Source organism: Oryzobacter faecalis, from assembly GCF_046764005.1.
Taxonomy (GTDB): Bacteria; Actinomycetota; Actinomycetes; order Actinomycetales; family Dermatophilaceae; genus Oryzobacter; species Oryzobacter faecalis.
Genome location: NZ_JBKOFW010000003.1, coordinates 251,652 through 275,581, shown reverse-complemented (window position 1 = coordinate 275,581; position 23,930 = coordinate 251,652). Strand labels below are relative to the sequence as shown.

Annotated in this window: 21 protein-coding genes and 1 tRNA gene; 10 read left to right on the top strand and 12 right to left on the bottom strand. The window is 71.9% G+C overall.

All coding sequences use genetic code 11. The features are described 5' to 3' along the window. Positions 1–67 precede the first annotated feature (67 nt). A complete protein-coding gene (locus ACK8HX_RS08005; RefSeq protein WP_411940151.1) occupies positions 68–1,417 on the top strand; it encodes an MFS transporter in 1,350 nt (449 codons plus the stop codon). Between the two features lie 65 nt (positions 1,418–1,482). Next, on the top strand, positions 1,483–2,880 hold the full coding sequence (locus ACK8HX_RS08000; protein ID WP_411940150.1) for an MFS transporter: 1,398 nt from the start codon (positions 1,483–1,485) through the stop codon (positions 2,878–2,880). Here ACK8HX_RS08000 and mobA read toward each other — a convergent pair. Together mobA and ACK8HX_RS07990 are read right to left on the bottom strand one after the other, a co-directional pair. Then, complete coding sequence (mobA, locus tag ACK8HX_RS07995) at positions 2,834–3,457, bottom strand: molybdenum cofactor guanylyltransferase (RefSeq protein WP_411940149.1); 624 nt, start codon at positions 3,455–3,457, stop codon at positions 2,834–2,836. The two genes, ACK8HX_RS08000 and mobA, sit on opposite strands and share 47 nt — an antisense overlap. Continuing rightward, positions 3,454–4,221 (bottom strand): helix-turn-helix transcriptional regulator, encoded by a 768-nt coding sequence (locus ACK8HX_RS07990; RefSeq protein ID WP_411940148.1) that lies wholly within the window; start codon positions 4,219–4,221, stop codon positions 3,454–3,456. The genes mobA and ACK8HX_RS07990 overlap by 4 nt, the downstream gene beginning before the upstream one ends. 40 nt (positions 4,222–4,261) lie before the next feature. On the opposite strand from ACK8HX_RS07990, the gene ACK8HX_RS07985 reads away from it, so the two are divergent. From ACK8HX_RS07985 to ACK8HX_RS07965, 5 genes are all read left to right on the top strand, one after another. Beyond that, complete coding sequence (locus ACK8HX_RS07985; RefSeq protein ID WP_411940147.1) at positions 4,262–4,558, top strand: DUF2249 domain-containing protein; 297 nt, start codon at positions 4,262–4,264, stop codon at positions 4,556–4,558. 61 nt (positions 4,559–4,619) lie between these two features. After that, positions 4,620–5,096, top strand: a complete 477-nt coding sequence (locus ACK8HX_RS07980; RefSeq protein WP_411940146.1) for a hemerythrin domain-containing protein — start codon at positions 4,620–4,622, stop codon at positions 5,094–5,096. 21 nt (positions 5,097–5,117) lie between these two features. Next, a complete protein-coding gene (locus tag ACK8HX_RS07975; RefSeq protein ID WP_411940145.1) occupies positions 5,118–6,251 on the top strand; it encodes a hypothetical protein in 1,134 nt (377 codons plus the stop codon). Continuing rightward, positions 6,251–8,941, top strand: a complete 2,691-nt coding sequence (locus ACK8HX_RS07970) for a multicopper oxidase domain-containing protein (protein WP_411940144.1) — start codon at positions 6,251–6,253, stop codon at positions 8,939–8,941. Before ACK8HX_RS07975 ends, ACK8HX_RS07970 begins: the two co-directional genes overlap by 1 nt. Positions 8,942–9,116: 175 nt before the next feature. Next, a complete protein-coding gene (locus tag ACK8HX_RS07965; RefSeq protein ID WP_411940143.1) occupies positions 9,117–9,347 on the top strand; it encodes a hypothetical protein in 231 nt (76 codons plus the stop codon). 60 nt (positions 9,348–9,407) lie between these two features. Here the strand turns inward: ACK8HX_RS07965 and ACK8HX_RS07960 are convergent, their stop codons facing one another. The 5 genes from ACK8HX_RS07960 to ACK8HX_RS07940 all read right to left on the bottom strand — a co-directional run bounded on the left by ACK8HX_RS07960 (position 9,408) and on the right by ACK8HX_RS07940 (position 15,204). Next, positions 9,408–10,388 carry a ribokinase gene (locus tag ACK8HX_RS07960; RefSeq protein WP_411940142.1) on the bottom strand — a complete coding sequence of 327 codons (981 nt, stop codon included), beginning with the start codon at positions 10,386–10,388 and terminating at the stop codon, positions 9,408–9,410. Continuing rightward, on the bottom strand, positions 10,385–11,671 hold the full coding sequence (locus ACK8HX_RS07955) for an ABC transporter permease (RefSeq protein ID WP_411940141.1): 1,287 nt from the start codon (positions 11,669–11,671) through the stop codon (positions 10,385–10,387). The genes ACK8HX_RS07960 and ACK8HX_RS07955 overlap by 4 nt, the downstream gene beginning before the upstream one ends. Continuing rightward, on the bottom strand, positions 11,668–12,906 hold the full coding sequence (locus ACK8HX_RS07950) for an ABC transporter permease (protein WP_411940140.1): 1,239 nt from the start codon (positions 12,904–12,906) through the stop codon (positions 11,668–11,670). Before ACK8HX_RS07950 ends, ACK8HX_RS07955 begins: the two co-directional genes overlap by 4 nt. Then, positions 12,903–14,456: an ABC transporter ATP-binding protein gene (locus tag ACK8HX_RS07945; RefSeq protein ID WP_411940139.1), complete on the bottom strand. Its 1,554-nt coding sequence runs from the start codon at positions 14,454–14,456 to the stop codon at positions 12,903–12,905. Before ACK8HX_RS07945 ends, ACK8HX_RS07950 begins: the two co-directional genes overlap by 4 nt. A 76-nt stretch (positions 14,457–14,532) precedes the next feature. Beyond that, on the bottom strand, positions 14,533–15,204 hold the full coding sequence (locus ACK8HX_RS07940; protein ID WP_411940138.1) for a BMP family lipoprotein: 672 nt from the start codon (positions 15,202–15,204) through the stop codon (positions 14,533–14,535). Positions 15,205–15,207: 3 nt separating this feature from the next. Here ACK8HX_RS07940 and ACK8HX_RS07935 point away from each other — a divergent pair, with 3 nt between their 5' ends. From ACK8HX_RS07935 to ACK8HX_RS07925, 3 genes are all read left to right on the top strand, one after another. Further along, positions 15,208–16,275, top strand: coding sequence for a LacI family DNA-binding transcriptional regulator (locus ACK8HX_RS07935; protein WP_411940137.1), 1,068 nt, complete (start codon positions 15,208–15,210; stop codon positions 16,273–16,275). Positions 16,276–16,580: 305 nt separating this feature from the next. After that, positions 16,581–17,087, top strand: coding sequence for a hypothetical protein (locus ACK8HX_RS07930; protein ID WP_411940136.1), 507 nt, complete (start codon positions 16,581–16,583; stop codon positions 17,085–17,087). Between the two features lie 1,217 nt (positions 17,088–18,304). Then, entirely contained in the window at positions 18,305–18,496 is a 192-nt protein-coding gene (locus ACK8HX_RS07925; RefSeq protein WP_411940135.1) for an excisionase family DNA-binding protein, read from the top strand. Positions 18,497–18,503: 7 nt separating this feature from the next. On the opposite strand, the gene ACK8HX_RS07920 is transcribed toward ACK8HX_RS07925, so the two are convergent. The 5 genes from ACK8HX_RS07920 to ACK8HX_RS07900 form a co-directional block, all read right to left on the bottom strand. Beyond that, positions 18,504–19,631: a tyrosine-type recombinase/integrase gene (locus ACK8HX_RS07920; RefSeq protein ID WP_411940134.1), complete on the bottom strand. Its 1,128-nt coding sequence runs from the start codon at positions 19,629–19,631 to the stop codon at positions 18,504–18,506. 149 nt (positions 19,632–19,780) lie between these two features. Beyond that, positions 19,781–19,856 (bottom strand) — tRNA-Thr (locus ACK8HX_RS07915). A 50-nt stretch (positions 19,857–19,906) separates the two neighbouring features. Next, positions 19,907–21,298, bottom strand: coding sequence for a threonine/serine exporter family protein (locus tag ACK8HX_RS07910; RefSeq protein ID WP_411940133.1), 1,392 nt, complete (start codon positions 21,296–21,298; stop codon positions 19,907–19,909). A gap of 185 nt (positions 21,299–21,483) precedes the next feature. After that, entirely contained in the window at positions 21,484–23,385 is a 1,902-nt protein-coding gene (locus ACK8HX_RS07905) for a serine/threonine-protein kinase (protein ID WP_411940132.1), read from the bottom strand. Between the two features lie 70 nt (positions 23,386–23,455). Next, positions 23,456–23,887 carry a CBS domain-containing protein gene (locus ACK8HX_RS07900; protein ID WP_411940131.1) on the bottom strand — a complete coding sequence of 144 codons (432 nt, stop codon included), beginning with the start codon at positions 23,885–23,887 and terminating at the stop codon, positions 23,456–23,458. Between the last annotated feature and the right edge of the window lie 43 nt (positions 23,888–23,930).

Genomic DNA, 23,930 nt, shown 5'->3' with positions numbered 1-23,930 from the left:
GGTCGCTCGAGTGGAGCGAGCGGGCCACGTTTTGGAGGATGACCCTCATCCATTTCGGAGGAGCACAGTGAGCACCCAGATCCGAACACCGGCGGGCACCGTCGCCACCCGCGTCCCGGCCGGCGCCACCCGCGTCCTCGTCATGTCGACGACGGCCTTCACCTTGATGTTCGCGGTGTGGCTGATGTTCGGCATCCTCGGCGTCCCGATCCAGAAGGAGCTGGGCCTCACCGACCCCGAGCTCGCCTGGATCTCCGCCGTCGCCGTCCTCAACGGCTCGCTCTGGCGGCTGCCCGCCGGGATGCTCGCCGACCGGGTCGGAGGGCGTGTCGTCACCGTTGCGATGCTCCTCCTCACCGCCATCCCCTGCTTCCTCCTCACCCAGGCCTCGGGATACGGGACGCTCCTCCTCCTCGCGTTCCTCGTCGGGTTCGCCGGAAACCTGTTCAGCGTCGGGATCGCATGGAACGCAGCCTGGTTCCCGAAGGAGCGACAGGGTTTCGCGCTCGGGGTCTTCGGCGCCGGGAACGTCGGCGCCTCGGTGACCAAGCTGCTGCTCGTCCTCGTCCCCACCGTCCTCACCGCGACTGCCGGAGCGACCTACCTCGGGATCGTCCCCGGCGGCTGGCGCATCTTCCCCGCCATCTACTCGGTGGCTCTCGTCGCCGTCGCGATCCTCACCCTCGCCGTCGTACCCCGGCACGACCGGAGAGCCGGTGCGGGAAGACCGCTGCGCGACATGCTCGCACCCCTCCGGCACGTCCGCGTCTGGCGCTTCTCGCTCTACTACGCCGCGGTCTTCGGGGCGTACGTCGCACTGTCCGCCTGGCTTCCGAAGTACTACGTCGACAACTTCGGGGTCGAGCTGAGCACGGCCGCGCTCCTCACCGCGACCTTCATCTTCCCCGCCTCGCTCCTGCGCCCGGTGGGTGGCTGGTTCTCCGACCGGTTCGGCGCCCGGCGGGTCATGTACGGCACCTTCGGGGTCATGCTCGTCACGACCGGGCTGCTCATGATGCCGAACGGCCACCTCGTCATCTCCCACCCCGACGGGCGGGAGAGCGAGCACCTCGCCTACGCCATGAGGCTCGGGCCCTTCGCCACGACGGTCTTCCTCCTCGGGTGCGCCATGGGCGTCGGGAAGGCCGCCGTCTACAAGCACATCCCCGAGTACTTCCCCGACAACGTCGGCTCCGTCGGAGGGCTCGTCGGGATGTTCGGCGGTCTCGGCGGCTTCCTCCTGCCGCCGCTCTTCGCCTACACGAAGGAGTGGTCCGGCTTCCCCAGCTCGACGTTCTTCGTCCTCTTCCTCCTCACCGCGACGTGTGCGCTGTGGATGCACTGGACCGTCGTCCACATGCTCCACCGCGAGGCGCCGACCCTCGCCCGCCACCTCGAGCAGCCCGTCGCCGGCTGACCGACCCCCGACCGCCCACGCACCACCACGCCGACCGCCGGACACCGGCCGAGAGAGAGACCGACATGAGCAGCGCACCCGCGACGACCCGCAAGCGCGAATGGCTCGAGGCCTGGGACCCCGAGGACGAGGCGACCTGGGACAGGGGGCTCGCCTGGCGCACCCTCTGGATCACGACCTTCTGCCTCACCCTCGCCTTCGCCGCGTGGTTCCTCCCCAGCGCGATCATCCCCAAGCTCGGTGCGCTCGGCTACGACTTCAGCAAGGAGCAGCTGTACTGGATGGCCGCGATGCCGGGCCTGGCCGCCGGTCTGTTCCGCCTCGTGTGGATGGTCCTGCCGCCCATCATGGGCACGCGCAAGCTCGTGTCACTGACGACGCTGCTGCTGGTGGCCTCCACCCTGGGCTGGGGCGTGCGCGTCCAGTCGCCGACGGCCCCCTACTGGGAGCTCATGGTGCTGGCCTTCCTCGCCGGCATCGGCGGTGGTGCGTTCTCGGGGTTCATGCCGAGCACGTCGTACTTCTTCCCGCGACGGATGCAGGGGACGGCCCTGGGCCTGCAGGCCGGGCTCGGCAACTTCGGCGTCTCGCTCGTCCAGCTGCTGACCCCCTACCTCATCGCCCTGTCAGCCCTAGCGGTGTTCGGGGGCAGCCAGCAGATGGCCGCACCGGGCAAGCCGCCGACGACGGTCTGGTTCCAGAACGCGGCGCTCGTGTGGATCCCGCTCATGGTCGTCGGTGCGGTCCTCGCCTGGACGATGCTCCGGTCGGTCCCCGTCACGGCGAACATCCGGCAGCAGTTCGACATCTTCAAGACCCAGGACACCTGGTGGATGACCCTGCTCTACATCATGACCTTCGGGACCTTCTCGGGCCTGGCCGCGCAGTTCGGCCTCCTCATGACCAACCTGTACGGCGCGGGCAACGAGGAGATCGTCAAGGGGGCGGGCGCCTCGGCCCAGCTGCTCATCGACGGCTACGCCGTGCCGGACGCGGTCAAGTACGTCTTCCTGGGGCCGCTCGTCGGTGCCGGAGCACGGGTGCTCTTCGCGCCCCTGACCGACCGGATGGGCGGGGCCGTCTGGACGCTCGTCTCGGGTGTCGGGCTCATCGGTGCCATCGCGTTCACGATCCCGGCCCTGACGCCGGACACCTCCTCCGCCGCAGCCCTCGACGCCGGCTTCGGGCAGTTCCTCTGGGGGATGCTCGCGATCTTCCTGTTCAGCGGCATCGGCAACGCCTCGACCTTCAAGCAGATGCCGATGATCTTCGAGCGTCGCCAGGCCGGCGGGGTCATCGGGTGGACCGCCGCCATCGCCGCCTTCGGCCCCTTTTTCTTCGGGGTGGGCGTGACGACGCTCGGTCCGGTGGTGTTCTACGCGATCGGTATCGCGTGGGCCGCCATGTGCGTCGGCATCACGTGGTGGCGCTACGCCCGCCCGGGGGCCCCCAAGAGGAGCTGAGCGCGGCGAGGTCGGCGGGGGTGTCCACGTCGGACGCCCCCGTGCCACCCACCCGCAGCCCGGTGTGCGGCACCGTGAGGAGCGTCTTCGCCGGACGGTCGTGCGCCGGGTCCGGAAGGACGGCCCGGACCATCCTTGCGCGGTAGGCGGCGAGCAGCGGGTTCGCGTGGTCCTCGTCGTCGACCGCCACGACGGCGCCGACCTCCGGGGGCGCGTGGCGCAGCGCCTCCACGAGGCGCGCGGTGACCGGTCCGCCGTCGGGCATGTCGCCCGCAAGGACGACGACGAGGTGGGTCGCCACGAGGTCGATCCCGGCCGCCACTCCCGCGAGCGGACCTCCGCCGGGTGGGTCCTCGCGGGTCCACGTCACCGGGCGTCGCGTCGTCCGCTCAGCACCGACGACGACGACGGGCCAGTGGTGCGGGAGCCCGTCCAGCGCCTCGTCGAGCACGGTCGAGCCGCGCAGCGCGGCACCCAGCTTGTCGGACCCGAACCGGCGCGACGACCCGCCGGCGAGGACGACGGCCGTGACGTCCGCGGACGAGTCGAGGTCCGATGGCTCGTGCAGGTCGCTCACACGCCCAGTCTGGCGGGCAGCGCCAGGACGCACGCCCCTGGACGGTCGAACGGACGCAGTCGCAGGCCCTCGGGGTCGGCCCCGAGCTCCTCGAGGGCGCCGGTGGCCAACCCGAGGTGGACCTGGCACACGACCTCCGGGTGGCGGCGCGCAGTGTCCAGGAGGGGGCACGTGCGCAGGAGGAGCGCGGGACCGGTGGACTCACCCCCGGTGTCCTCGCGCTCCGGCGAGAAGCCGAGCCGGTCGAGCAGGCCGGTGAGGCGGGCGACGGCTCCCACGGCATCAGATGTCGACCCGCCCTCGTCGCCAGCGGCCTGCCCACCCGGGTGACGAGCAGCGAGACCCGCTCCCCAGGCGCGGCCGATGGCACGGGCGTCCTCGCCGGGGTCGCCGCCCCGCTGTGCGAGGCGCTCGGCGAAGGCGGCCGCGAGCGCCACGTACTCCTCCGCGGCCGCGTCCGGACGGGCAGTCGTGTCGCGGCCACGCTCGGTGAGGACCCACCCCGTGGACGGCCTCCCGCGGCCCCCCGCGGGCGGGAGCGGGACCGGCTCCACCAGCCCCGCGGAGGTGAGGGTGCGGAGGTGGTGTCGGGTCGTGTTCTGGTGCCCGCCGACCGCTTCGACGAGGGCACCGACCGTCACCGGTTCGCCGGCGCGCGCGGCGAGGCGCTCGAGGAGACGGCTGCGTGCCGGCTCCTCGGCCTCGCCGTGAGCCGGCGGGGAGGTCCGAGTTGGAGCCGGACCCATCGACGGAGTATTTTTCACTATGTCATCGTAATAAATATCGAACCGGAGACCAAGCCCCATGAACACACGCGCGAGCATCCCCCTCACCGAGACCCACGGCCACGGCACCTGCGGCTGCGGTGAGACCTCCACGGAGTCCCCCGAGCTCGACGTCCGCGCCATCCCGCACGCCATCCGCCACGCCACGGTTTTCGGCGCCTGGTCGGCCATCCCCGCCGGTGGGTCCCTCGTCATCGTGGCGCCCCACGACCCCAAGCCGCTGCTGGCCCAGCTGGCCGACCGCGACGGACCCCTGCAGGTCACCTACCTCGTCGAGGGCCCGGACGCCTGGCGGCTCCGGCTGACGCGCGGCTGAGCCGGCGAGCGTCATGTGCTCCCACTGCGGCTGTGAGGCCATCGATGTCGTCGGCCGGTTCATGGCCGAGCACGTCGAGGTCGTCAACGCCTGCGGTGACCTGCGCCGGGCGGTCGCGACGCGCGAGCCCCGGCGGGTGGCCACCACGGCCGACGCCCTTCGCCGGCTCCTGTACCCGCACACGGTCGCCGAGGAGACCGGGCTGTTCGCCGTGCTCGCCGAGGATCCGGAGTTCGCGGACCCCGTGGCGCGGCTCTGTGGGGAGCACGAGGACCTCGACCGGCTCCTCGACCAGGTGGCCGCCGGCGGCTACGAGACGTTTCCCGCCTTCGAGCGTGCCCTGCGCGCGCACATCGACCGCGAGGAGAACGGGCTGTTCCCGGCGGCCGCCGTGCGGTTCGCCGGGCCGGAGTGGGAGCGCGTGGACGCCCTCACCTCGGCCCGCTCGCCGGCGCACGACCACGGCCACGAGCACGACGGCGACCACTACCACGGTCACGACCACGCGCATCCCCACGCGCATGCCCACCCGCACTGAGGCCCCGCGAGGACACCGACGATGAGGACGCCCGGCCGGACCGTGCTGCTCGCCCCCGCGGGGATCGCCCTCCTCGCCGGGATCGACGCCGGGTTGCTGCGCCTGGGCATCGCCGCCCCCGTGTCGGCCCAGCACCTCCCCGAGGTCCACGGGCCCCTCATGGTCCTGGGCGTCCTCGGCACGCTCATCGCCCTCGAGCGCGCCGTCGCACTCCGGTCACCCCTCGGGTACGCCGCGCCGGCGCTGCTCGGGGCCGGCGCACTCGTCCTCGCCGCCGGCCTCCCCCTGACGGTCGGGCAGGTCCTCCTCCTCGACGGCACCGTCGCCCTCGTCCTCGTGCTGACGGCTCTGTGGCGCAGGCGTCGTGACGACGAGGTCCTCGTCCAGGTGCTCGGGGCCCTGCTCGCGGCGATCGCGGCCCTGCTCTGGGTCCGCCTGGAGGCGTCGGTCGTCGTGCCGCTGCTCGTCGGCTTCGTCGTCCTGACGATCCTCGCCGAGCGCGTCGAGCTGGCCCGCCTGCACCTGAGCGCGTCCGCGGGGCGGGTCCTCGTCACCCTCGCCATCCTGCTCGCCGGCTCCACGGTCGGCACGCTGCTCGCCCCCGCGGCGGGCACGGTTGCCGTGGGCGCCTCCCTCCTGGCTCTCGTCGGATGGCTGGCGCCCCGCGACGTCGCCCGGCGGACGATCCACGGCACCGGCCTGCCGCGGTTCGCCGCGGCCGCCATGCTCGCGGGCTACGCCTGGCTCGGGGCCGCCGGTCTCGCCTGGGTCGCAGCCGGCGTCCTCCCCGCATCCGGGCACGGGCTGCACGACGTGGTCGTCCACGCGGTGTTCCTCGGCTTCACGATGAGCATGGTCCTCGCCCACGCCCCGGTGATCCTGCCTGCGGTCATCCGCCTCCCGATGCCCTACCGGCCGGCGCTCTGGGTGCCGCTCGCGGCCCTCCACGGCGGCCTCGCCGTCCGCGTGGCCGGCGACCTCGCGGGCTCCACGACCGTGACCGCGGTGGGTGGCTACGCGACGGCCGCCGCTCTCGTCCTCCTCCCCCTCACCGTCCTGCTGACCGTGCGCGCCGGTCGGGTGCCGTCCGCCGCCCCCGCTCCTGCGCCCACCCGCCCGCGACACCTCGTGCGGTCCCGACCCATGGAGCCCTGATGAGCACCGCCTCCCCCACCCCGTCGCGCCTCTCGTGGCCTCTCCGCGACCGGCCCGGGCTGGTCTGGATGACCCTGGCGGTGGTCGTCGCGCTCGTCCACCCGTTCGTCCCCGGTTCGCGGTGGCTCATGGTGCACCTCGTCCTCCTCGGTGCGCTCACCCACTCCGCGATGGTGTGGAGCACCCACTTCACCCAGGCACTGCTCAAGACCCCGCCGACGATCGACGACCGCGCGTGGCAGAACCGCCGCATCGCCCTCCTCCTCGTGGGCGCGACCCTCGTCCTCGTCGGCGTCCCGACCGGCTTCTGGCCACTCACCGTCCTCGGCGCCGTCGGCGTCTCGCTCGCCGTCGTCTGGCACGGCGCCCAGCTGTGGCGCCGGCTGCGGCGAGCCCTTCCGGGCCGCTTCCGCATCACCGTCCGCTACTACCTCGCCGCCGCCGCCTGCGTGCCCGTCGGTGCCGGGTTCGGGGCCTGGCTCGCCCGTGGCCTCGACGACGATCTGCACGGGCGCGTCCTCGTGGCCCACTCGATGACGATGGTGCTCGGCTGGATCGGCCTCACCGTCACCGGGACACTCGTGACGCTGTGGCCCACGATGCTCCGCACGAGGATGGACGACCGTGCGGAACGGCTTGCGCGACAGGCGCTTCCGGTCCTTCTCGTGGGCGTGACGGTGCTGGTGGTGGGCGCCGTCTCGGGAATGCGGTGGGTGGCCCTGACCGGCCTCGCAGGCTACGCGGCCGGACTCGGGTGGTGGGGCCGCGCCCTCCTCGCTCCGGTCCGACAGGCAGCGCCGCGCTCGTTCGCGACGCGGTCTGTGGTCGCGTCACTCGCCTGGGGAGTCGTCGCCGTCGGCGCCGTCGCCTGGCGGCTGGCCTCCAGCAGCTCGTGGCAGGCGGTCGCCGACTCCTACGGGCTCGTCGCCACCGTCGTCGCCGTGGGGTTGGCGGGGCAGCTCCTCCCCGGCGCCCTGGCGCACCTCATCCCGACCGTGCTCGGCGGTGGCCCCTCGGTCGGGCGTGCCGCGGCGGCCTGGTTCGAGAAGGGCGGGGTGTGGCGCCTCGTGGTCGTCAACGCCGGTCTGGTGCTGTGCCTCCTCCCGGTCCCCAGTGCCGTCCGCGTCGGGGTGTCGGTCCTCGTGCTCGCCGCCCTCGCCGCGTTCGTGCCGCTCCTCCTCCGTGCCGTGCGCGCCGCCGTCGCGGCACGCCGCCAGCTCGTCGCCGACGTCGCACGGGCGAAGGCCGAGGGGACCCGACCTACTCCACCCACGGCCTTGGCGGACGACCGCCGGTGGCGATCGGGACCACAGCTCGTGGCCGCCGCGGCCAGCCTCGCGGTGGCCGTGTCCCTCGGCGTCGCCGCCGACCCGGACGCTGCAGGCCTCCTCGCCGCCGGCTCGGGCGGCTCCGGGCTCCGCGGCGCCGTCTCGGTCGCGGCCACGGGGCACACGACCCGGGTGCGCGTCGAGGCCCACGACATGCGCTTCGAGCCGGCGACGCTGTCGGTGCCCTACGGCGACCGCCTCGTCATCGACCTCGTCAACGTCGACGGCGGCTCGCCCCATGACCTCAGCTTCGGCGACGGCGTCGACAGCGGCCGGGTGATGCCGGGCCGGTCGGCGACCGTCGACGCCGGAGTCGTGGGGGCGTCGGCCCGTGGGTGGTGCACCGTCGTGGGGCACCGCCAGATGGGCATGGTGCTCGACGTCGTCGTCACCGGCGCCCCCCAGAGCGGCGGCCAAGCGCACGGCGGCGAGGTCGCGTCGGAGCAGTCCCGACAAGCCGGCCCGGTCGACCTCGGCGGGACGTTCGACCCCTCGTTCTCCGCGGCACCCGCCGCTCTGCCTCCGCTCACCGCTGAGCGGGTGCACCGGGCCACCCTCACCGTCGAGGAGGTCGAGCTCGAGGTGGCCCCGGGCGTGCGCCAACGACGGTGGACCTTCGGTGGGTCGGTGCCCGGCCCGACGCTCCACGGCAGGGTCGGCGACCGCTTCGTCGTGACCCTCGTCAACCGGGCGTCGATGGGTCACTCGGTCGACTTCCACGCGGGCGAGCGCGACCCAGGAGCCGTGATGCGGACAGTCCCGCCGGGCGGCTCCCTCGTCTACGAGTTCACGGCACGGCGAGCAGGCGTGTGGATGTACCACTGCTCGACGATGCCGATGTCGGCGCACATCGCCGCCGGGATGGCCGGGGCGGTCGTCATCGAGCCCGACGGCCTGCCCGAGGTGGACCGGAGCTATCTCCTCGTCCAGTCCGAGGTCCACCTCGATGGCGACGGCCAGTCGCCGGCCCGCGAGGTCGACGCCTCCTCGGCCGCGGCCGACACCCCTGACGCGGTCGTGTTCAACGGTGTCGCCAACCAGTACGCGGCCCGACCTCTGGAGGCACTGGCTGGTGAGCGGGTCCGGCTCTGGGTGCTGGCCGCAGGGCCCAACCGCGGCAGTGCGTTCCACGTCGTCGGTGGGCAGTTCGACACCGTGTGGAAGGAGGGGGCCTATCTGCTCGACCACGGGCGGTCTGCTGGTGGTAGCGACAAGGGCGGCAGTCAGGTCCTCGACCTTGCTGCCGCCCAAGGAGGCTTCGTCGAGCTGACGTTCCCAGAGGCGGGCGACTACCCGTTCGTCACCCACGTCATGGCCGACGCGGAACGAGGCGCCCGAGGCGTCCTGCACGTGAACCGCTGAGCACCGAGCGGTCCTCCAGCGGAGGCCGCTGCGGTTCTGCACGAGCGGTGGAGCTGGAGGGGACTCGAGCCCCCAACCCCCTGTCTACAAGGCGCCCGAGACAGCGACCAGGTCGTTGACCTGCATGAACGTCCCCGAACGTGCGACGTGCGGATTGGCGTGCGACAGGAACGTCATGCCACTCTCTCTGCTGCGGCGAGTCGGCGAACGCTACATCCGCATCGGGTTCGGCCTGTTGGATCCGGACACTCGCGAGCACGACCGGCGGCGCGAGGCGCACCAGATCCTTGTCGACGACTTCCGCAAGGCAGACCCGGACCTGGCGGCTGCCGCCCTCGACGAGCACCTCGCCCACAACAATGAACTACCGCACGCAGCCCGCGCCCACTGGAAGGAGCGTCCGTAGCACCGGGGCGGGTAGAACGCCCACTCCCGCATCTGAGCCGGTGAACGCGACGCTGATTGATCAACCGGTGAACGCTTCATTCCCACCGAGATTCGCCTCGATCTCCACCCACGTGGGCATCGAGGCCGCCGCGCCGGGTCGGGCCACCGACAGGGAGGCCGCCACGGTGGCCGCACCGATCGCGGCTTTGAAGGAATCGCCGGAGGCGAGGCGCGCCACGAGGGTGCCGGCGAAGCAGTCGCCCGCGCCGGTGGTGTCGACGGCCGCGGCTGGGCGGGCCGGTTCGTCGTGCACGAGGGCACCCTCGTGGGCGACGAGGGTGGAGGCGCTCCCTCTCGTGAGGATGACGATGCGCCCCGGGCTGAGGGAGCGAGCTGCAGCGAGTGGGTCCTCCTGCGCCGCAAGGGCTCTGGCCTCGTGCTCGTTGAGGAGCAGGAGGTCGACGAGCGGCAGCAGCGCGAGGGCGTCGGCGCTGACCGGGGCCGGGGTCAGCACCGTGAATACCCCGAGGGCCCGGGCTGCCTCGAACGCCCGCCGCACGAGGGGTACCGGTCGCTCGAGCTGGGCGACGACGGCGGCGGCCGTCGTGAGGAGTGCCTCGTCGTCCGGGGACCAGTCGGAGGATGCGTTGGCCCCGGCGGCGACGACGATCGCGTTCTCGCCGCCGTCGAGCACCGACACCTGGGCGATGCCGGTACCGCGCGTGGGGTCGGTGATGAGCCGGTGGGTGTCCACGCTCTCGGGGCGAAGGGTCTGCGCCAGCTGCCGTCCCTCGGCGTCGTCGCCGACGCGCCCGAGGAAGGCGACCCGCCCTCCGGCCCGGGCCGCGGCCACCGCCTGGTTGAGGCCCTTTCCACCCGGCACCCGGTCGAAGGTCCGGCCGAGTACGGTCTCCCCCGGGCGAGGCAGGCGTTCCTGGCGTATGACCAGGTCGAGCTTCGCGCTCCCGACGACGGCGATGGTGCCGCCGGGACGCCCGACCCCGGAACCCGAGAGGGCGGCCAGCCCGGACGACTCGGCTGGAACGATCGGCCCCGTCATCGGCTGGCGTACGGCAGGCCCGAGGCCGCCGGCCCGCGGACCCGGCCGACGAGGCCGGCCACGGCCACGATGGTGACGACGTAGGGGAGCATGAGCATGAGCTCGCTGGGCACCGGCGAGCCGATGACGCTGAGCACGTACTGGAGGTTCGTCGCGAACCCGAAGAGCAGGGCGGCGAGCGTGGCCCGAACGGGGTCCCAGCGGCCGAAGATCACGGCGGCGAGGGCGATGTAGCCCATGCCTGCCGTCATCTCCTGCTGGAAGGACCCGACGGCACCCAGGGTGAAGTAGGCACCTCCGAACCCGGCGACGGCTCCCGCCACGGCCACCGCGCGGAACCTCGTGCGGCCCACCCGGATCCCCACGGTGTCGGCCGCCTGAGGGTGCTCGCCGACCGCCCGCAGGCGCAGGCCCCACCGGGTGTGGAAGAGCCCGAGGTAGACGGCGGCGACCGCGACGTAGGCCGCGTACACGATCACCGTCTGCCGGAAGAACGTCGGACCGATGAGAGGGATCTGCGACAGCCCCGGGATCTCGACGGCCCGGAACCTCGGCGGCGCGTTGAGGGTCGCGGCGTCCTCGGTGAGGACCGTCGAGTAGAGGAACGACGTCAGGCCGACGACGAGGACGTTGAGCACCACCCCGACGATCACCTGGTCGACCCAGTAGGTGATCGCGAAGACGGCGAGGAGCAGCGAGACGAGGACCCCCGCCGCGACCGCCCCGAGCACCCCGGCGACGGGAGACCCGGTCACCGACGCGACGACCGCCGACACCAGGGCGCCGCCGAGGAGCTGGCCCTCGATCGCGACGTTGATGACGCCGACGCGTTCGGAGATCACGCCGCCGAGCGCGCCGAAGACGAGAGGCGTCGAGATGCCGACGGTGCCGATGAGCAGCCCCAGAACCGGCAGCGTGTGCCCCGCGGCGGCCCAGGTGAGGAACGCCGCGAGGAACACGGCGCTGAAGCCGGCACCGGCCCAAAGGCTCACGCGACGCCCGGAGGCGGTGCGCCACACCGCGAACACCGCCAGGGCGACGAGCGCCGCCGTGAGCAGTGCGGTCGTGGTCCGGGCCGGCACGACGAGCGGAGGGAGCTGCACGAGATCCGTGGGTGCCGACAGTCGGAACGTCGTGTCACCCGTACGACCGAACACGACGAACAGCAGGATGGCGGCCGCCGCCGCGACCGCGAAGGCGATCGGGGCCCGCCGGCTGCCGACGCGCACGGTGGTGGTCTCGGCGACGGACGTGGTCGGGATGGAGGTCGTCGTCGCGGTCATCGCGCGCTCACCGCCTCGGGGGTCGTGGGGACGGCGGCCGTCACGCGTCGGGCCGCGGGATCGGGAAGGCGGAAGATGGCACGCACCAGCGGCGGCGCCGCGATGAACAGCACGATGAGGGACTGCACGACGAGGACGATGTCGACGGGGACACCCTCGGCGGCCTGCATGAGGAAGCCGCCGGCCTTGAACGCCCCGAAGAGGATGCCCGCGGCGAACACGCCCCACGGGCGCGAGCGGCCCAGCAGCGCGACGGTGATCGCGTCGAAGCCGATCCCCGCGTCGATGCCCGAGGTGAAGCCCGCCTGAGCGGGGCCGAGGACCTGGGTGACCCCGGCCAGCCCGACGAGCCCACCGGCGAGCAGCAGGGCCGTGACGTGCACGCCCTTGACGTCGATGCCCGCGACCCGGGCCGCCTCGGGGTTGATGCCGACCGCCTTGAAACGGAAGCCGAGGGCGGACCGGTCCAGCAGCCACCACGCGAACACGGTTGCGACGATGACGAGGACGAAACCGAGCGTGAGGTTGAAGCGCTCGCCGAGCAGGAGCGGCAGGACCGCGGACTCCGCGATCGGGGGCGTCTTGGGGTTGCTCGAGCCCGGCGCCTGGAGGACCGGGGTCCGCAGCAGGTACGACACGAGGTAGAACGCGACGTAGTTGAGCATGATCGTGACGATCACCTCGTGGGCACCGGTCCGGGCTTTGAGCACCCCCGCCACCCCGCCCCAGAGCGCACCGCCGACGACCCCGGCAGCCACCGCGGCGACGAGGTGCACGCCGACGGGCAGGTCGAGCGAGAACCCCACCCAGCCCGCGCACGCCGCGGCGACGAGCATCTGGCCGCGCCCCCCGATGTTGAACAGGCCGACACGGAAAGCGAGCGCCACACCGAGCCCCGCGGCGATGAGCGGCGTGGCGAAGGTCAGCGTCTCGGTCAGCGGCTTGACCTGCTGGAGCAGGCCGTCGCGACGGGGGTTGAAGACCGCCCCCTGGAACAGCGAGGTGTAGGCCCCGGCAACGGCGTCCCACGCAGCCCCGAACACGGGCCCGGGCGCGGTGAACACCTGCGGCAGTGCGGCTTTCACCTCGACGTCGGTCAGGGCGATGAGGACACCACCGGCGGCCATGGCGAGGACCACGGCCAGGACGGAGATCATCGCGGAGCCACTGACGATTTCGGTGAGGATCCTGCGGGCGCGGTCACCGGTGTCAGTGCGCGGTGTCGTGTCGCTCATGCGATCGCCCCTTCGGCGTCGGACGGCACGGTGGCCACGGCGAGGTGGGTCTCCGGCGGCTCGCCGGCCATCATGAGTCCGAGGACGTCGCAGGGGGTGTCGGCGGGGACGATCCCGACGATGCGTCCGCGGTACATCACGGCGATGCGGTCGGCGAGGGCGACGACCTCGTCGAGCTCGGTGGACACGACGACCACGGGCACGCCGGCGTCGCGGGTCTCGACGATGCGCTGGTGGATGAACTCGATGGAGCCCACGTCGATCCCGCGCGTGGGCTGTGCGGCGACGAAGAGCCGCAGCTCGCGGCTCAGCTCGCGCGCGAGCACGACCTTCTGCTGGTTCCCGCCGGAGAGCCGGGCAACGGGGGTGTCGATCCCCTGGGAGCGGACGTCGAACTCGCGGGACTTCTCCGCTGCGAACTCCCGCAGGGCAGAACGCTGGACGCTGCCGCGGCGCACGAACGGGGCGCCGAACGAACGGTCGAGCATGAGGTTCTCGGCGATCGAGAACTCCCCGACCAGCCCGTCCTCCTTGCGGTCCTCGGGGACGAAGCCCACCCCGGCGTCGAGGATGCGGCGCACGCCCAGGCCGCGCAGCGACCTCCCGTCGAGGAGCACCGTCCCGGCCGCCGGCGGGAGGAGGCCGAGGAGGGCCTCCACCAGCTCGGTCTGACCGTTGCCCTGGACCCCCGCGATGGCGAGGACCTCGCCGCCGCGAACTCGGAACGAGACGTCGCGAACCACGAGGTGGCCGCGCGCGTCGACGACCGTGAGACCCTCGACCTCCAGGCTGTCGTCGGTCAGCCGCGGCGTTCCCTTGCGGACGGTGAGCTCGACGGCCCGGCCGACCATGAGGGCGGCGAGCTCGGCGTTCGACGCGGTGGGCTCGGCCTCCCCCACGACCTTCCCAAGGCGGACGACGGTGATCCGGTCGGCGACTTCGCGGACCTCGCGCAGCTTGTGCGTGATGAACACGATGGCGGTGCCGTTCGCCCTCAGCTCGCGCATGATGCCCATGAGCTCGTCGGTCTCCTGGGGCGTGAGCACGGCCGTCGGCTCGTCGAAGACGAGGACGCGGGCGTCGTGGGAGAGCGCCTTGACGATCTCCACCCGCTGCTGCACGCCGACCGGGAGGTCCTCGACGCGCGCGTCGGGGTCGAGGTCGAACCCGAACCGGTCGCTCAGCTCACGGACCCGCCGACGTGCGTCGGACAGGTCCAGGCGCCCGCCGAGACCGGTGACCTCGTGGCCGAGGACGACGTTCTCGGCCACGGTGAAGACGGGGATGAGCATGAAGTGCTGGTGCACCATCCCGATGCCGGCGGCCATGGCGTCGCCGGGGCCGTCGAAGTGCTGGGCGACGTCGTCGAGGAGGACCTCACCCTCGTCGGCGGCATGGAGGCCGTAGAGGACGTTCATCAGGGTCGACTTGCCGGCGCCGTTCTCCCCGAGGAGGCAGTGGATCTCGCCGGGCTGGACGGTCAGGTCGATGTGGTCGTTGGCGACGAGGGCACCGAATCGCTTGGTGATGCCCCGCAGTTCGAGCTTCATGGCACGACACCTCGTGGTGTGCGGAGGGGTGATGAAGGTGGGTGCCGGCCGGGCAAGCCCGGCCGGCACCCGGAGGTCACTTGGGCGTCGACTGCGAGGTGACCGTGAGGTCGCCGGCGACGATCTTGGCGACGATGTCGTCGAGCTGCTGATGCAGGTCGGCGGGGACCTTCGAGGCGAAGTCGTGGAACGGCGCGATGCCCACGCCCTTGTTCTCGAGCGTCCCGACGTAGGGAGCGTTGGTGAACTTCCCTGCGGCGGTGTCGGTGACGACGTCCTCGACCGCGGCGTCGACGCCCTTGACGACTGAGGTGAGGAGCAGGTCCTTGACCGAGGCGTCGGTCTCGTAGACGTCGGCGTCGACCCCGATGAGGGCGGTGTCGCCACCCTTGTCGCGGATCGCCTCGGCGGCGGACTGGTAGATGGGCCCACCGACCGGAAGGAGGACGTCGGCGTCCTGGTCGAGGAGCGACTGGGCCGCGGTCTTGGCCTCGACGCCGGCCTCGAAGCCTCCGGTAAAGACCCCGGTCTGCGACGCCTTGTTCCAGCCGACGGCCTTGACGGACTTCCCGGTCGCCTGGTTGAAGTAGTCGACGCCGTCGACGAAGCCGTCCATGAACAGGGTGACCGGCGGGATCTGGGCGCCGCCGAAGGTCCCGACGACTCCCGACTTCGAGTACGCAGCGGCCGCGTAGCCCGCGAGGAAGGTGCACTCCTTTGCGTAAAGTGTGCGTAATGGTTTACGCATGTTTTGCGCACCATACACCCGCAGGGGCTCGACGCAATAGGGTTGGCCCGTCGACCGAACGGAGCCGCCATCACCTCGCCAGTCACCCTGACCGACGTCGCCGCGCGGGCCGGGGTCTCGATCGCGACCGCTTCACGAGCCCTCGCCGGCAAGCCGCGGGTCTCACAGGAGATGATCGTGCGCGTCCGCGAGATCGCCGAGGAGATGGGCTACCGGGTCAACCCCATGGCCCGCGCGCTCCGCGACGGGTCGAGCCGGCTCGTGGGCATGGTCGTCCCCGTCATCGGGATCCCCTTCTACGCCAGGCTCGTCGACGCCGTCGAGGAGGAGCTGAACCGCGCCGGCTACGAGCTGCTGCTCGCCGACTCGCACGGCTTCGTCGAGGAGGAGACGCGGCGCCTGCAGGTGCTGCGCGACCGCCGGGTCGACGGCGTCATCCTCATCCCCTCCGACCGTCGCAAGACCGCCACCTCGATGCGCTCCCTCGGCGGCGACATCGCCGTCGTCCAGGTGGACCGGGCCACCGACAAGCCACTCGCCGACTTCGTGGGCGTCGACAACCTCGTCGGCCTCGGGCTCGTCGTCGAGCACCTCGCCGAGCGGGGCGTCTCGACGATCGCGTACGCCGGCACCGACGACGCGAGCTCCAACGGCGTCGAGCGGTGGGCTGCAGTCCAGCAGCTCGCGGCCGACCACGAGATGACGATCACCTCCTCGTTCCGCAGCGAGTTCAGCATCGCGGCGGGTGCCGCGGCCGCCGACGCGATCCTCGCCGCCGGACCGCTCGCCGACGCGGTCGTCGCGAGCTCCGACCAGATCGCGGTGGGCCTGATCTCACGACTGCGCGAGAAGGGGTTCGACGTCCCGCGCGACACCTTGGTCACCGGCTTCGACGGCGGCGAGCTCGCCGACGTCTACTGGCCCACGCTCACCACAGTCGTCCAACCTGTCGCCGCCATCGCGGCCGACGCCGTGACCTTCCTCTTGGCTCGGATGGCGAAGCACGACGGCGCTGTGCGCCGCAACACCCTCGCGCCGCTGTTGCAAGTGGGCGCCTCCACGGGGGGATGAGCTTTCAACGCGGCGCTAGCTGCTGTCGCGATTCACACCTGATAGCACGAGGGCCAATCATCCGGTCCATCGCGACTACGTCCGACGAGCAGCCTGACACTGCGCCGCGACACCGCTCTGCCCACCCGGCGCGCTTCATGGCTGCCTAGGCGCCCGATGATTGACGCATCACCAGACCAGCACACACCTCATGCATCTCGGGTTGGATGTTTCGTTGTGACGCATCTGTTCTGCGGGCTCTGACCTGACCCTGAACGACTCCGGCTGCGCCTTGGGAGAGGAGAAACGTTAGGGAGGCGCCAGCGATGACCGGGCACTGGATCCAGCCGAGAATGCAACTGAAGGACCTCGAACGCCGACATGCGAAGGCCGGCCAAGCCCGCCTCATCAAGCTGCGCGACGAACGCCGGGAAGCCGCCCGACTGGAGCGCATCGCGAACCGGGTCCCCAAGGACCGCGGCACCGTCACCTGCGGCTGGTGCGGCACCAGCATCAAGGTCGCTCGAGTCGGGCGGATGCCAAGGTGGTGCTCCCCCGCGTGCCGGCACCGCGCCTGGGAACAACGCCGCGCCGCCGAGTCCGGCCTGGTCGCCATCGAGGTCGTCGACCGACCCGTCGAAGTCATCCGTGAAATCACCAAGACCGAGACCGTCCCCGTCGTCGTGTCCCCCACCTCCGCCAAACACTGGTCCGAGTTACTCACCACCCTGGCCGACCGTCTGGACCAAGGCCGCATCTACGACCGCGACGTCTCCGAGCTGCTCCCGGCCATGTCCGCTCTGATCCTCGCCTTCAACCGACGCGTTCGATGACCCAACCCCCGAGTCGTCACAACGACTCTCCGTCTGGCCCCGTCCCTCCCACCTGACCTGCGCCGTTGCTGGGGTCGAGAGACTTCGCCCCTCGCCGTAACCGCAGTGGTAGAACGAAGCAGAGCCGACCTGCCTCGCCTCGGCAGAGACCCTCCTGCTGAGGGCAGACGCCCCGTGGGATCCTCAGCACGTGACTTCCCGCTCCCACCGCTCCGCTTCGACTCCCGTGGTGTCCCGCCGACCCGACCCGCTGGTGTGGGCTGAGGCTCTCAAGCAAGCCGGTGGCGAGGCCCGCCGGCTCAAGCTCCTCGACGACGGCACCGTCCTGGTTCTCCGCACTACCGAGCGCTGACTTCCCCTCTGCCCAATCGTCACAACGACTCAGCCCGACCGGGATGCAGTGGGTGTGTCACTCCTTCCGGAACGCATCCGACGCCCGTTATGCGGAGTGCGGCATGTCAGTGAAAGGTCGCGCGTCGCGCGCGTAACGTCCTGCTCGTGATCTATCGCGACGGCGAGCACCCATGCCCCGTATTGGTGCCGACTGCGAGGTGCCACACGTCTGGCCGCGAAGGCTCGGACGGCCGTTTCCGCGTCGTGATCGAAGCCGATGGTTCGTCCCCGAGAACTCTGGATGGTGCTCAGACCCCGAGTGCCGAATCTCGGATGAGCAGCGAGACGAGTACAGGACCTTCAGGCGCGTGATGGGTCGGGATCCCACGGAAGAGCAGGTGACCCGGCCCGCCGAATAGCGGAGCTCGGCAGGTCCGCAAGGCCAGGGGCTGCCCTACTTACATGCTCATCATGTTCGGGGGGTCCGCATCGGCGCGCACGAGATAGCCGCAGCGGACACACTCGCGCATGTCCTCACTCTCGCGACGAAACCGACGCCAACGATGTCCGCGGAAAGAGCGGAAGATGCGCTTCAACCTCACGCCATCAGTGTCGAGGAGTGGCTACCACACCGTCCAGTCCTGCATGACCGTCGACAGCGGGAGTTCCGGAAGTTCGGGGCCGTCACCGTGACGGCGCAAAAGTTCGCCGGCGACGCAGATATATCCGGGTCATCGCGGAAGTTCTGCGCCGCCACAGGGATGGCGCAAAAGCTCGGATCAGTCCCGTCGAACATCCGGACGTCGACGTGTGAGGGCAACAACGTCCTCCACGCTTGTCCCCGAACGGTCGCGCGTTGGCTTTGGGTGTCAGAGGAGGCCACCATGACCCAGACAAGCCGCCGCCACTACGAATCCCTTGCCGAGGCGGCAGAGCGCACCGGTGTCAGTACTCGGACGCCCCGCCGCCGCATCTCGTGCGGGGAGCTCACGGCGTATCGCGCCGGGCCGCGGATCATCCGGCTCGACCCGGACGACGTGGACCGGTTGCTCGTGCGCGTCCCCAACTTTCGATGAGTCCTGCTCACGCGGTGGACGACTCAGCAGCTCGCGCCAACGCCGAGAGAGCGTCTGCGATCTGTCGATCACGTCCGGCGGCTGCGTGCTGGTAGCGAAGGGCCGCGTTGACGCTGCTGTGGCCAAGCCGCTGCTGGAGCTCGGCCAGAGTGGCGCCGGCCATGGCAGCCATGGTGGCTCCCGTGTGCCGAAGGTCGTGGAGTCGGAGATCCGGTCGCCCAGCGGCCTCCCGCGCCGCTCGCCAGGACTTGTAGAGGGTCGACGGCTGGAGGTGCGCTTCACTATCCGCGCTCGGGAAGAGCAGCGCCTTTGGGCTCGAGGCCGTGAACTCCCACAAGTGATGCTTGATCGCTGGCTCGATGTGCGGCGGCACCGCAACGGTGCGCGTGCCTGCGGCCGATTTCGGTGTCCCCACAATGGCTTTGCCGTGCACCCACGTCAGGGCGCGCTCGACGCGGATGGTGCCTCGAACGAGGTCGACGTCAGACCGTCGCAGCTCGAGCACCTCGCCCTGACGAAGGGCACACCAGGCGCAGATGAGAACGAGAGCCCGGTACCGCTCGGGAAGGTGCTCGACGATGACCTGCAGCTCGTCGATCGACGCCGGCCGGATCTCGCGTTCCCGCGGAGTGCTCGAACCGCCGCGGATGCGGCACGGGTTCGCAGCGATGAGGTCGTCGCTCACTGCGGTGTTCATGATCGCCTTGAGGAGCGAGTACGCCCTAGCGCGCGACGTCGGCCGCTCGACCGGCATCGATATCCACCACGTCCTGACCATGGCAGGCGTGATGTCGGCGACGGGCTCTCGCCCCAGCCTGGGGAGCAGGTAGGTCTCGAGGAGATGGAGGTACCCCTCACGGGTGCGGGGCTTGAGGTCGCGCGTCGCGACCCAGGACTTCGCGAACTCGGCGAAGGCCTCGGTTCTCCTGGGCGGGGGCTCCGGTCGTTCCCAGTCACCCAGCATGATCTTGTAGCGCTCCGTGCCCAGCCAACCCTCTGCATCGGCCTTGGAGGCGAAGGTGTCGGGTGCCTTGAGACGCCGGAAGTCCGGCGCCATGTAGCTGGCCTGGTACCGGCCGGAGGGCAACTTGCGGATGTACCCGAAACCGCGCCGGGCTCGCCTCTGGCCGCTCATGACGACCTGTTTCCGAACAGTCGGCGTGCTATATACGTGCGATATCTCTGGCCAGTTGCGACCATCCCTGTCCCCCGATGTCCGCGACGACGAGGCGTCGATACGCGACATTTTCGCAGGTCAGAGGCATGAAAGCAATGGTTGAGCGATGGAGCTGGCGGGGGGACTCGAACCCCCAACCCCCTGTTTACAAGACAGGTGCGCTACCGGTTGCGCCACGCCAGCGTGCCCGCACCACTGGCGGCGCGGACCGCCCGGAGTCTACGCGGGCGTCCTCAGGGTGATGACGCGTTCTCCGTCTGGGCCGGGCCACGGGTGCGGTCCCACGGCGCGGCGAGCAGCTCCCCGAGCGCGGTGCCGGACGCGATCGCCAGCAACGTCGCACCGGCACCGAGCAGTGTGGTGATGCCGGACTGGATCGACAGCGACCCCGCCGCGCCACCGCTCTGCGCGACGAGCTCATAGAGGCCCCGGAAGATCGTGAGGCCGGGGAGCAGGCCGAAGGACGCCGGGATGACGAGGACCATCGAGGGCGCGCCGAGCCGGTTCGCGACGACCCGGCCCACGACGCCGAGGGCGACCGCGGCGATCCCCGTCGCGGTGATGACGCCGATGCCGAGGCCGCGGTTCAGCAGGGCCGCGGAACCGGCCGCGGCCACCGCCAGCACCCCCGACGCGAGGACGAGCCGGCGCCGGCTCTGCACGGTGACGGCCCCCGCGAGGCCGACGACGAACGCGCCGCCGAGCGCCGCGAGGACGGCCGACTGGTCGGACCGCAGGTCGAGGACCGACGGCGACACGAAGTCGGAGCCCACGGCCTCGGTGACCGAGATGAGCGTGCCCAGCCCCGTCGCGACGCCGATGACGATGCCGAGGAGGGCGAGGAAGACGGCGAGGAGGCGACCGGCGCCGGTGAGCGGGAAGCCGAAGAGCACGTCCTCGATCGCCGAGGCCATCGTCCGCCCGGGCAGCATCGCGACGATGCCACCCGCGACGATGAAGGCGAAGTCCTGGTCCCGCAGACCGAGGTCCGCGGCGGTGGACACGGCATAGGCGCTGCCGGCGAGCAGCGTGGCGACGAGGGCGTTGATCGCGTTCCCGTAGAACTCCGGGAGGTCGATGCGACCGTGGAGCCGGCTGACGCCCGTGACGACGAGGACGACCGCGATCGTCACGAGGGCGGCGAACGGGCTCGCGCCGATCATCACCGCGACGGCCGACGCGAGGACGGCGTTGGCGGCGGACACGGCCCACGCCGGGAAGTTGCGGGGGTGCCGCTTGATGGCGCGCAGCCGCTCCGCCGCGGCGGCCGGCTCGATCGCCCCCGCCGTCAGCTCCTCCACCAGCCGGTGCACGGCCACGAGCCGGGCGTAGTCGTGCTTGTTGCTCCGGACGACCCGCAGCAGGGTGTGCGGCCGCCCGTCCGAGCTCGTCGCCTGCACGAGCAGCGACTGGAGGGTGATGTCGACCTCGACGACGTCGACACCCGAGGCCGCCGCCACCGCCGCGACGCTCCCCTGCACCTGCGGCGCACCCGCCCCGCAGCGCAGCATGAGCTCGCCCACGCGGACGGCGAGGTCCAGCGCCGCGCGGACCTTGGCGTCCTCCGCCGCCTGGTGCGGGATCCGGGTGTAGCGGTAGGGAGTCCGGCGCAGGAGGTCGGCCATCGGCATGGGCTCGGTCGGCGCCTCGCCGAGGATGAGGCGCGCCCTCCGGTCGGGCTTCGGCGCCCGCGGCGCCCGCGGTTCCCGCGGCGCCCTCGGGGCCTTGGACCCCTTCGACCCCTTTGGCCCCTTTGGCGCCCTCGGCTCCGTGGGCTCGTGGGTGCGCTCGGGGCTCTCGTCGGTGGCGCTCACGGGATGCGGGCCACCTCGTCGATCCAGGTCGGAGCGGTTGTCCGCGGCCACCAGTCCGGTTCTCCCGCAACGGAAGCCGAGACCAGGAAAAGCGCCGCTCCGACGAGCAGGGCTCCGGCGGCGACCTGGGCGGCGGTCGCGCTCGGTGTGAAGCCGCGCACGAGGCTCCGGCTCCCCCGGCGCAGGCTCGCGCCGCCCGGGCCCCACCACGCGGTGAGGGCCGCGAAGACCCCGGCACCCGCGAGCGGCAGGACACCGTCGGGTCGGACGTCGCCACCGGTCAGCGCGGCGACGGCGACCGCCCCGGCGAACATCGCGCACACGCCGACGACCAGCGGGAGCGCGAGCGAGACTGCGGCGCCGACGGTCCCCACGACGAGGTGCCATGGACTGCTCGCGACGGCGACCGCGACATCACTGCCGCGGGCCCCGCCCCGGCTGTGCCTCCGCAGCACGAGCGAGGTCACCGACCGGTCGGCGGTCCGGGCGACGACGACCCCGGCGAAGAGGGCCAGGACCGCGGCGGCGGGCAGCCGCGCGGTGAGGCCGGCGAAGAGCGCGAGGAGGGCGAGCAGCGTGCCCGACCGCGAGGCGCGCCCGATGCGCGGGTCACCCCAGCCGCCGTGGACGACGTCCTCGGCGTCGCCCTGCTGCGATCCCGGTGTCGGTGGTACCGGCGGTCCCGGCTGGGCGTACGGCGACGGGGCCACCCGGGGGGCCACCGGCCCGATCGCCGTCGCCGTCGCCGGCGGTGGCCCGGCGGCGGGCTGCGGGGTCAGCCCACGAGCCTGTGCGGCCGGAACCGCGCGCTCCCACCCGGGCGGCCCGGCGGCCCGTCCCGTGGACACCATCGGTGGCGGCAGCTCCACGGAGAGCGGCGGCGCCTGCTGGGGCGCGCCCGGAGCGACAGGCACCGGTGGTGCGGAGGACGGCGGCGCTGCCGACGCCGCCGCACCGGCCGGCCCGGCACCGGCACCGGCGGCGGCTACGGGGAGGGCACTCGTCGGGGCGGTCCGCAACGGTGCGGTGGCCGGCCGGACCCGCCGCACCTCGATCGCCTCGGTCACCGGTGCCCCGTGCGCGTACTGCTCGAGCGCCGCGACGACCTCCCCGTGGTGGGGACGGTCACCGGGGTGCGGCGAGAGGGCCGCGTAGAGGAGCGGCTCGATGCGGGGGTCGACGGCCTCGAGGTCGGGCTCACCCGCGGCGACCCGCGCGAGCACGGCGTTCATCGCCCCGCGCCCGAAGGGTGGAGCCCCGGTCGCGGCGAACGCGGTGGTCGCGGCCCAGCCCCACCAGTCGGTGGCGGGCGTGACGTCCTCGCCGCCGACGACCTCCGGCGCGAGGTACCCGGGGGTCCCCATGACCAGCCCCGTCATCGTCAGGCGGATGTCGTCCGCGACGTGCGCGATGCCGAAGTCGATGAGCACGGGCTCGCCGTCGACGAGGAGGACGTTGCCCGGCTTGACGTCGCGGTGCACGACGCCGGCCGAGTGGATGACGTCGAGCGCCTCGGCGATGCCCGACGCGACCCGGTGCAGCTCGCCGGGCGGCAGCGGACCCCTCGACCCGACGTGCTCGTCGAGCGAGGGCCCCGGGACGTACCGGGTGACGATGTAGGGGGTGGCGCCGTCGACGTCGGCGTCGATGACCGGGGCGACCCGCGAGCTGCGGATCCGTCCCAGGGTCGTCACCTCGCGCGACAGGCGGGCCCGCGCGTCGGGGTCGTCGGCGACGTGCGACCGCAGCACCTTGATGGCGACCGCGCGGCCGTGGGGGTCGAGGCCGAGGTGGACCACGCCCATCCCACCCTCGCCGAGCCGCTCGAGCAGCCGGTACGGCCCGAGGCGCACGGGCTCGGGCTGCCCGGGGGCCTCCGGCTCGTGGGCGGCAGTCATGGGCACCACGGTAGGACGTCAGTCTGGGTGTGTGCTGGAGCCCGGCCGGACGCCCTGGCGCCCGCCGTCCTCAGGACTGGATGTAGTCGCGCAGCTGGTCGCGCTCGGCCTGCAGGTCGGTGATCCGGTTCTTCACGACGTCGCCGATGCTGACGATGGCGTGCAGCCGCCCGTCGACGACGACCGGTACGTGGCGGATGCGGCGCTCGGTCATCGCCGACTCGAGGTCGTCGAGGACGTCGTCGGGGGTGCAGGTGTGGACCTCCGCGGTCATGATCTGCGACACCGGGGCGTGGAGCAGCGCCGCGCCGTCGGTGTGGAGGTGTCTGACGATGTCGCGCTCGCTGACGATGCCGTGCACCGAGCCGCCGTCGTCACTGACGACGACCGCACCGATGCGGTGCTCCGAGAGGAGGGCGAGCAGCTCGGTGACGGTCGCGTCGGACCGCACCGTGACGACCTCCGCGCTCCCCTTGCGCCTGACCACGTCCGAGATCCTCATGCACCGACGATAGGGGCCGTGCCGACGACGCGCCAGACGTGCC